The organism is Pelotalea chapellei, from assembly GCF_018531195.1.
GTDB classification, from domain to species: Bacteria; Desulfobacterota; Desulfuromonadia; order Geobacterales; family Pseudopelobacteraceae; genus Pelotalea; species Pelotalea chapellei.
In genome coordinates this window covers 68,762-78,101 of sequence record NZ_JAHDYS010000003.1, presented here as the reverse complement: position 1 = coordinate 78,101, position 9,340 = coordinate 68,762, and the positions used below count along the sequence as shown (strand labels likewise).

The 9,340-nt window shown below is 46.0% G+C and carries 6 protein-coding genes; 4 read left to right on the top strand and 2 right to left on the bottom strand.

The window, feature by feature from the left end; genetic code table 11:
* Positions 1–52 precede the first annotated feature (52 nt).
* Together KJB30_RS03745 and KJB30_RS03740 are read left to right on the top strand one after the other, a co-directional pair.
* Positions 53–1,252 carry a glycosyltransferase gene (locus tag KJB30_RS03745; protein WP_214296603.1) on the top strand — a complete coding sequence of 400 codons (1,200 nt, stop codon included), beginning with the start codon at positions 53–55 and terminating at the stop codon, positions 1,250–1,252.
* Positions 1,227–2,261 carry a glycosyltransferase family protein gene (locus tag KJB30_RS03740; RefSeq protein ID WP_214296602.1) on the top strand — a complete coding sequence of 345 codons (1,035 nt, stop codon included), beginning with the start codon at positions 1,227–1,229 and terminating at the stop codon, positions 2,259–2,261. The genes KJB30_RS03745 and KJB30_RS03740 overlap by 26 nt, the downstream gene beginning before the upstream one ends.
* 167 nt (positions 2,262–2,428) lie before the next feature.
* Here the strand turns inward: KJB30_RS03740 and KJB30_RS03735 are convergent, their stop codons facing one another.
* Positions 2,429–5,332, bottom strand: coding sequence for a DUF4091 domain-containing protein (locus KJB30_RS03735; protein WP_214296601.1), 2,904 nt, complete (start codon positions 5,330–5,332; stop codon positions 2,429–2,431).
* A 925-nt stretch (positions 5,333–6,257) separates the two neighbouring features.
* On the opposite strand from KJB30_RS03735, the gene KJB30_RS03730 reads away from it, so the two are divergent.
* A complete protein-coding gene (locus KJB30_RS03730) occupies positions 6,258–6,611 on the top strand; it encodes an endonuclease/exonuclease/phosphatase family protein (RefSeq protein ID WP_214296600.1) in 354 nt (117 codons plus the stop codon).
* 410 nt (positions 6,612–7,021) lie between these two features.
* On the top strand, positions 7,022–7,270 hold the full coding sequence (locus KJB30_RS03725; protein ID WP_214296599.1) for a hypothetical protein: 249 nt from the start codon (positions 7,022–7,024) through the stop codon (positions 7,268–7,270).
* A gap of 515 nt (positions 7,271–7,785) precedes the next feature.
* Here the strand turns inward: KJB30_RS03725 and KJB30_RS03720 are convergent.
* Positions 7,786–8,658, bottom strand: a complete 873-nt coding sequence (locus KJB30_RS03720) for an EamA family transporter (protein WP_214296598.1) — start codon at positions 8,656–8,658, stop codon at positions 7,786–7,788.
* Between the last annotated feature and the right edge of the window lie 682 nt (positions 8,659–9,340).

Sequence of the window (9,340 nt, the reverse complement as noted above, 5' to 3'; positions counted from 1 at the left end):
AGTAGTACTGCAAGTAGCTTTTTATTTATTAAAAAGGACTAGATTGATAAAAATGAATATCCTCATTGTCGCCGCACGGCTTTGTTGGCCCCTGAACACCGGCGCAAAAATCCGTGCTTATCACTTGTTACGTACGCTCAATCAAGTACATCAAGTCACTCTAGTCACCTATTATGGAGATTCGGAGGAACAGGCACACTTTTCACATTTTCGGAATCTGGGTATCACATTGGTCCCGGTGTTTAATCCAGATATTGATAAGAAACTTAATTTTACAGCCATCTGCAGGGCAATGCTCAGCGGATTACCTCTCACTGTCGCCAAATATCACAACAAGGCGATGATTTCTGCACTGACTTCACTGGCCTTGAAAAAAATCGATGTTATTCATTGCGAGCATCTGCACATGTCCCCCATGGTTCCTCCAGGGAAGTCTTGCTTCGTGCTCGATGCCCACAATGTGGAATCTCAAATTGCTGGCCGTTATGCTACAGCTGAAACCAGCCTTTCAAAAAAAAGTCTGTTGAACTGGAATTATAAGCGGTTTGAAAAGTTCGAAATGGATGTCGTCCGAAAAAGCAATTTAGTCCTTGCTGTGTCCGAAGAAGATCGGCAGACCTTTCTCTCACTTGGTGCAGATGATAATATCCAGACTCTTGAAAATGGTGTTGATATCGATTTTTTTCAACCAGGCGAACACGAAGAAGGTGAGTCGCTTGTTTTTGTTGGTTCTATGGATTGGAAGCCAAATATAGGAGGGGTAGATTATTTTCTGGATGAAATCCTCCCGCTTATTCGCAAAAGTCATCCTAGTGTTACTGTAACAATAGTGGGTAAAGATCCCTTGCCCAAGCTGATGGATCGCGTTGCCACCCAGGAAACCGGTGTGATTGTTACTGGGACTGTTCCAGACGTACGCCCATTTGTCGAAAAGGCTGCCGTCTGTATAGTTCCGTTGAAAGTAGGTGGTGGTACGCGTTTGAAGGTGCTGGAGGGATTTTCCATGGGAAAGGCGGTTGTTTCCACGACTCTTGGCTGTGAAGGTATTGAATGTGTCGACGGTGAACATTTATTAATTGCCGATGATCCAGAATCATTTGCCCATGCAGTGACTACACTTTTAGAAAACGAAGAACTCCGCAGAAAACTTGGCACTAATGCCAGATCTCTGGCTGAAGAGAAATACAGTTGGGACGCTTTGGGTAAAAAACTGCTGGGGTATTACGATGAACTGTTTGCTCGTGGAAACTAATTCAGAGAGTATCAAGGTTGGTTTTGGGCCAATCACTCACATGAATTCTTTTCATCAGTCAGGTGAAAAGGTTTCTGCAGTTATGGCACAAGACTCTAGATTTGCTACAGGTCATTTCAAAGGGGAACCATTCAACCTTGAAGAGTTGCAACAATTTGATGTGCTGATTTTTATAAAGTATTATCCTTCTCATGAAATTTTAAGAGAATTGAAGCGTCAAGGGAAAAAACTGATTCTTGATTATCAGGATATGTTTCTTTATCCAAGTGTGTATGAGCTGAATCCCTTCAAGAAGGTGTTGAAAAGGATTTATTATTTTACGCATGAAACGAAAATACGACGCCAGTTGGCATTATTTGACCTCTGCTTCGTCGCGTCACCTGTTTTAGATCATATAGTCGCAGAAGCCGGAATAAAGCCTTTCTTTCTTCAGCGCCAGCTTTACAATGACAGCAATGAGTTTAAATTTCAGGAACACGACAGACCCAAAGACGCTCCAATCATATATTGGACGGGAGTCACTGCCAATCAAACGCAAAACGCTCCAATTTTGCCAATTCTGAAGAGGTTGAAGGAGCAGTATGGTTGCAGGATTGTTTTTTCTAGTGATTCAATCGGAACTGAAAATTTTATTGAGTATCGTCTATGGGATCGTAATACTTGGGAGGATGAACTTGCTGAAGTTGATATAGCATTTCGCTGGCGAGATACTTCAAATATGCAGCGCTGCAAGGATGCCAATAAGGTAATGGCCTACATGGGAGCTGCTTTGCCGGTAGTAATATATCCCACTGAATCTGAAAAGCTTGTTGTAAAAGATGGTGATACTGGTTTTTTTACCTACACGCCGGAACAATTTGAAAAGACCATGATTAACTTGGTGAAAAGTTTGGAATTAAGAAAAAAAAATGGATTGGCTGCACATCAAGATGTCTGGTCACAGTATTCACTGAAACATCATGTTGAAGAAATTAAAAGGGCTATTCTGCTGTTGACAGTGGATGAATGACCATTGTAGTTGACACACCAAAGTTCCCCAGTGGTTGAGTTGAGTTATCGCACTAATATTTAGTGGTGTCTCTCATGCTGTGCAGGTCAGAGACACCTCTAAATTCATTTCTATTTTCACTTCCCCTAAATAATCATAAAACGCGATATCTGATATAGGTGAGATTCCTATCTCACTATTTCCTCCAACATCTTTATCCTTGCCGTCTCGATTGCAGACGGATCATTTGTAATACGCTGCGCATCGGTTATCAGCGGTGCCAACGTTGAATTTACGAACGAACTTTTGCCCAGCGCATCGAGCTTGTGCATCAGCTCGTAGTCTTCAAAACTTTTCCGGATAAGCTTCAAGCGCAGGGATTCAATGGGGATATGCGTAGTACCGCCAATTCTCGCGGGGGTGCCTGGGTAGAAAAGCGTTCCGTCACCATTGACCCCGAACCAGTAGTTGGTTGCATAAGGATCTATGCCATTCTTTTTGAAACGGTAATAACTGTAATTAACCGCATAGTAGAGCTCTCCGCGATAATCATAATACCTGTCAAACCAGGTGCGCATGAGGTTTTGAATTGCGGAACTGTCCATAGCATAGTTGGGCCAGCCTACATAATATGATCCACCCACATCGCCACACGCTCCTGCCTCTATGCAGGCCGCGTATGACCACACGTCATGCTTCGGGGGGGCAGGGGCGGCAAGGAAGGCATTGTAATTTGAGCGCGGGAAGTACCAGGAACTCAACTCTGTCAGCAGCGGAGAAATCTCACTAATCGACCCTGGCACATACACGTCGATGAATCCGGTAGCGGCATTGGCCTCTGCATTACGTAGTGTTGTTGTTACAAACAGGGGCACATCCGGTGCTGCATTGCGCCATGCCTGTCCCTTCGACTTTATGCTGTCCCAGGCGGCGGCACCGGAAGGTTCGTCTGCAAGATAGATGTAGAGCCGGTCGAACCAGCCCTTCTCCTTGAGGTGCTGAACCATGAGTTGCCTGGCAGCTTTCAACCTTTTGGCCGTATCCGTTGCAGGGCATGCACCAAATGAAAAAGACGGCTCGGTTATAACCTTGAGCTTACCCTTAAAAGGGATACCGCTCGGCGTATAGGTGGAACCGGTGCCATCCAGGTAAGCACCCATGACATTGTCGAACGAGGTGACGGAAGGGGCATAAAAGGTCATGGCTCCGGTTGTTTCGTTATAGGTAGCACATGAAAATCCATTGCCTCCGCCACTATCTGCGGTCAGGAAGTCCCCCATATTAATGCGGTGGTTCAAACCGGCCGCCACATAGACCTTGTCCAGAGGTTCTGTATAGGAGATTCCATGCCCATCGGTTCCCTCGGCTGCGCCGCCGAAAAAATTTGTTAATGATGAGGCTTCCGGCAGCGTAAAGTCATACACATTGATGGTTACGGGAATAACCACATCGTTTTTGCCGGACGCTGAGACAGTTATTGTTCCAATGTGCGCACCAATAGTTGTATTTGAAGGGACATACATGTCTAGCCAGATCGCCTGGTTTCTGGCCGATCCGGCATAAAAAAGCCATTCATCGTTGACTGCAAAATCTCCGACAATTCCATTACCCGAAAAGGCGACGCTGATCCCATTTTCCAACAGAACGGGAGCTGCCGATGTGGTTACAGCAGTTCTTTGCCATGTTTTGCCGTTGTCTCTACTCCATTTGAAGGTAGCTGTCCCGACTGCCCCGGCGCCATCAATTACCACGATATATCGTGCATTGGCGGTTCCGGTATATGTTCCGCTGGTGACGACAGTGCCGGTGCCGACGTTGTAATTCGCGGATCCCCCACCATTTGTCTCAGCTCCAGTGTAGGGATAAACATAATCGGATGCTGGGGTTACATTGGAGTACCACTTACCATCTCTCCAGGTGCCGTATGAATGGGCCGGCAACGATTTCATCAGTGGATAGGCCCTGGATATGTTGCTGAGAGTGAAGGGGAAGGTATTCCTTTTCTCGCCGTAATAGGTATCCACTTTCGGCAATAATATGTCAGGCCATTCGCCGGTATCACCGAGCATGTGAGACGGGGTCACCACGTGCATGTTATCGACACGGTAGACGGTCGTATCAATGCCGTCTATGGACGCGGAAACATCGACGTCTGCCAGTGTCTCGGCAATGGCGGATAAGACAACCTGTGCGGATGCGTACCCATTTTTTGCGGATGATATCGAAATCGAGGTGGCGTTTCCCTGAGGAGTGTGTGGCCTGATTTTTCTCAATGAGCTTTCAGTAAAAACAAAGGGAGTGTCTGCCGATACCAGGCGAACAGTTGCGGATATCCCTTTGGAAATGTTATTGGCTGCATCTTTTGCCCAGGCGTAAAGAGCCTTATTGCCTGTAGAACTGAATGTGAAGCTGGTAGGTAGCGTGGAGGACCAGTGGGAGTCTGCCGGCACCGGCTGTGTTGCTGATTCCGATACCAGATAGGCAACCACTTCCATATTGTCAGTTGCCGTAAAAGTCGTGATCGGCACTGTCAGCCGGTTGTATATGGACGGTAGGGAAAAAGTCGTTACCACTGGAGGTGTGACTTCTGTTGTTGAAGGTATTGAAGGTATTGAAGGTATGGTTGTTTTTGGAACAAATTCATCTGCGCCGATATCCCATGGTATGCTTCTTGTTTCCCCTTCTGCATCTGTTTTGAAAGCTGTTTCCAGGTTGTTGCCACGGTCTTTGGCTCCTATATCAGTTGCAGAGAGATGATAATCTTTTGCAGCTCTGAACAAAAAAGCCTGTGCTACTCTATCGTTCGCATTACCCGCGCCGGTGACACTATATCCCATTGATGGCAGGTTTGTTGCGTTGTAATTAGTACCTGAGGCGAAGATTCCGGCCGCCGCTTTCTGATTGCCGGTAAGCAGGTTGTTCTTGGCTAGAAGGTTTCCCTGAATTTTGTTTATGCCGGTTGTACACCCGGCGATCGTGTTGTTGAAAATATTGACTGTCTTCAAACCTCCGGAACCGGCGGTCTCGATTCCCGCCGCTGATGTGCCGACAAAGTCGTAAATTATGTTGTTGTATATATTTAATACCATCATGCTGTTGCTGTTGTTTTCAAAAATACCCTTATTATTGGCTGATATGTTTGAAGTGGATCCTTTTATTATGCAGTTTTTTATTGTTATAGTTGAATTAGTGCCTTTGGGCTCTAATCTAATCCCATACCTATAATTTAAGGTGGTGTTGGTGTTATAGATTTGAAGACCATCAATGACAATGTTACTAGCTGTCAGATATAAATTTGTAGAGCTGGTGGTCAGTATATATTTTGTGTCGTCCCATACTCCATTGTGTCTCCCTGATCCAGTAGTATATATTTTGATATAGTTGTTTGATGATGTTGTGTAATTACCTCCAACTGCGGATGTATCATTGAGGTCAAAAAGAGCAAACCCAATAATTGGAGAATCACCGGAGCTTGAAAGAGTGATTTTTTTTGTTACATCCCCTGTTTTCTGGACCGTTTCACCATTTAGAAAGGTTCCTTTAATGGACTTTATTAATATTTGATTTTTTGCCGCATTGACTTTTACGCATATACCTGTTGCTGCAGAAGCTTGACCGGTAACATAATCTCCTGCAGCAATTGTTGTGGTTGAAGAATTATAAGTTGAAAAAACTTTAATATTGGTCGCGGTCAAGTCATTGGCAAGAGCAGAGTATGCCGCTGATAATCCTTTAAAATCGCCACCGGAACTTTTGACTGTTACGGTAAATTCTGTGGCGCACCAGGCTAGTCCAGGTAAAATGGTTGCAATTAGTATGAACAGGATTTGAAACATATGTATTTCCTTTTTATCTGGGTTTCCGAATCAAATGCAGAATAGATACATCAAAGGTAAATTTCAGTAACTATAATCACAAAGATGTTATTTTTTGTGACAGATCTGGCGCGCCTGATTATTGACACAAGATAAGAGTCATGCTGCTGCAGCTTGAGTTATCGTTTGTAAAAATTGTTCGATGCAAGACGGTGCTTGGCCCGCCGACGGTGAGGTTGGCAACGAAATCTGTTATGCCATGGTGCGCGTTGTTGTGGATGCCTTCCCGGGACCGATAGTCGTGGCAGGTGATTTCAATACGCCGGTGGAAAGCGTGATCTACCGGACTGTGTGGGGAGATCTTGCCAACGCTTTTGATAAAGTCGGCAGGGGCTATGGCATTACTCAGCGGGTCTCGGTAAAAGGATTCAGCTTCGGTGCCAGGATTGATCATGTGCTGGCAGGCAAAGGGCTGGTTCCGAAGGTATGCGAGGTCGGGCCGGATATAGGCTCGGACCATCTGCCGGTGATTGCTGATATTGGCTTTAGCAGATGAGGAAAAAAAGCATTTCACGCGGCCAAAAGTAGGTGCCTCTAGGCAAGTCGCAGAGGACGCGGAGAGGACCACAAATTTTAAGGCTAACCTTTTTTAGCCTCACGATTACTTCACGATTTTAAATCCACAACCTAAATCTATCTCACGCGGAGTCGCAGAGGACGCTGAGAGAAACGAAAAGCTTAGGAGTAAGACTGGTAAGTTTTTGTTAAGAATGTTTTCTCTGCGTTCCTCTGCGGCTCTGCGCGAGAAAAAGTTTTTAATCCGGCTTTTTCGAGGAAGTTTCGAGAGGCAAAAAGCTTCAGGTCTTAGTGAATCTTTCGCAGGCAGAATTAGGTGCCTGATCTCTTTCCAGTACAGAAATACCTGCAGCAGACGATAAGATATGTAAACCAAAAGGGGGACATGTCATGGTAAATGGAGTTTCAGGTAGCAACCTGGCAACAAGCATGCGTGAGATGGATCATGTGACTCCTCAGACTCAGCACCAGTCGATGGCAACTGCTACCCACCTTGCTCAGCAATCTGTTGTGCAGGCAAAGACGGATACAGTGACATTCTCTAAAGCTGCTCTGGATAAATCAAAAAAAGCAGAAAAGTTTAAGAAGCCAGCGGGAAACACGGAACAACCGGTACCGCAGAAACCTCGCGGTAAATAAGGAAGTAGATTAACCCAGGCTTTAACCTTCTTTAGCCTCACGATTACTTCACGATTTTAAATCCACAACCTAAAACTATCTCACGCGGAGTCGCAGAGGACGCTGAGAGAAACGAAAAGCTTAGGAGTAAGTCTGGTAAGTTTTTGTTAAGAATGTTTTCTCTGCATTCCTCTGCGGCTCTGCGCGAGAAAAAGTTTTTAATCCGGCTTTTTCGAGGAAGTTTCGCGAGGCTAAAAGTTTCAGGTTTTAAAAGCATCTCACGCGGCCAAAAGTAGGTGCCTCTAGGCAAGTCGCAGAGGACGCGGAGAGAAATCAAAATTCTTTTGGGTAAGGCAAATTTTTTTAGCCTCACGATTACCTCACGATTTTCAAGGCAAAACCGTACAAGCTTTCCGATCTTATTGTCCTTAATTCTTTTAATCCGGCTTTTTCGAGGATTTTTCGTGAGGCTAACCTTAATTTGTTTTATGCCTTTCTCTGCGTTCCTCTGCGGCTCTGCGCGAGACTGTTCTTACCTACCCGAATCGTATCAATGCCGCACCCGCCAAGATTATCAGCGATGCAATCAGCCTGATCCTCCCATACGACTCGTTCAATAACATTGTCCCGATCAGAACCCCTACAAGAATGCTGACCTGCCGCACCGGAACTGCGTAGCTGACCTGCGCCATGTTAAGGCCATAGCGGAAGGTGAGAAACGATGCCATCATGATTGGTCCGCTGCACAGGATCAGGCGCCAGTGTTCGCGCCATTCCTCCATGATGTACCTGCGATATTTCGGGCGCAGCAGGTTGGCGCTCATCATCATCAGCATCATGAGCACAAGCAAAAAGGTGAAATACCATGGGGAGTAGTTTTTGACGCCGGTTTTTTCAGCTATCGAGCCTATTGAATAGATGAACCCTGCTGCCAGCGCTGCCCGTACAGAGGGATTGCGCAGGTCGCGGAAGGGGCGTGCCAGTTCATTGAGTGTGATGCGCTGCAACTGCACGGTAAACGTTCCGAATATCACCAGCATGATGCCGAGCACTCCCGGCAGGCTCAAACGTTCCCCAAGCAGGAGTATGCCCCAGATGGGGACGTAGACCATGGAAGTCTGGCTCAGGGGATAAACGATCGATAGGTCGCCCCCCCTGTAGGCACGGCCGTTGAAGAGATGGTAGAGCACGAAACAGGCTGCACCAATGGTGATCATCAGCAGAGTATGCCGTTCCGGCACACTGAACGATTCCGGGGAAAAGGGAAGGGCTGCTGTAAAGAGGCCGCCGGAGGCTATGAACATCCACCAGATGAAAACGGTTTTGTGGCGGCTTTTTTTGACCAGCATGTTCCAGATGGCATGCATTATTGCGGAGATGATGATCAGGATAAAAGCGGGCAAGGGCATGGCGGGGAGTATAGACGAGGTTACGGAAGGCTGAAACCTTTTTCAGCTTCATTATCTAATGATAAAGCCCTGCAAAGATCTATAACACCATCTCACGCGGCCAAAAGTAGGTGCCTCCAGGCAAGTCGCAGAGAACGCTGAGAGGACGACAAATATTTTAAGACTAAATCTTTTTTTCAGCTTCACGATTACTTCACGATTTTCAAGGCTAAAACCGTACAAACTTTTCATGCAGCCAAAAGTAGGTGCCTTCAGGCAAGCTCGCAGAATACGCAGAGAGAAACACAATTTTTTTTTGGTAAGGCTTAATACCGAATGAAAGCCTCTTGTCTTTATCTCTGCGTTCCTCAGCGACTCTGCGCGAGAAGAAGATTTTAAATCCGGCTTTTTCGAGGAAGTTTCGTGAGGCAAAAGCTTCGAGTCTTAAAATTATTTCGCGCGGCCAAAAGTAGGTGCCTCCAGGCAAGTCGCAGAGAACGCTGAGAGGACGGCATCTTCTAAGGCTAAAATCTTTTTCAGCCTCACGATTACCTCACGATTTTCAAGGCTAAAACCGTACAAACTTTTCATGCAGCCAAAAGTAGGTGCCTTCAGGCAAGCTCGCAGAATACGCAGAGAGAAACACAATTTTTTTTTGGTAAGGCTTAATACCGAATGAAAGCCTCTTGTCTTTATCTCTGCG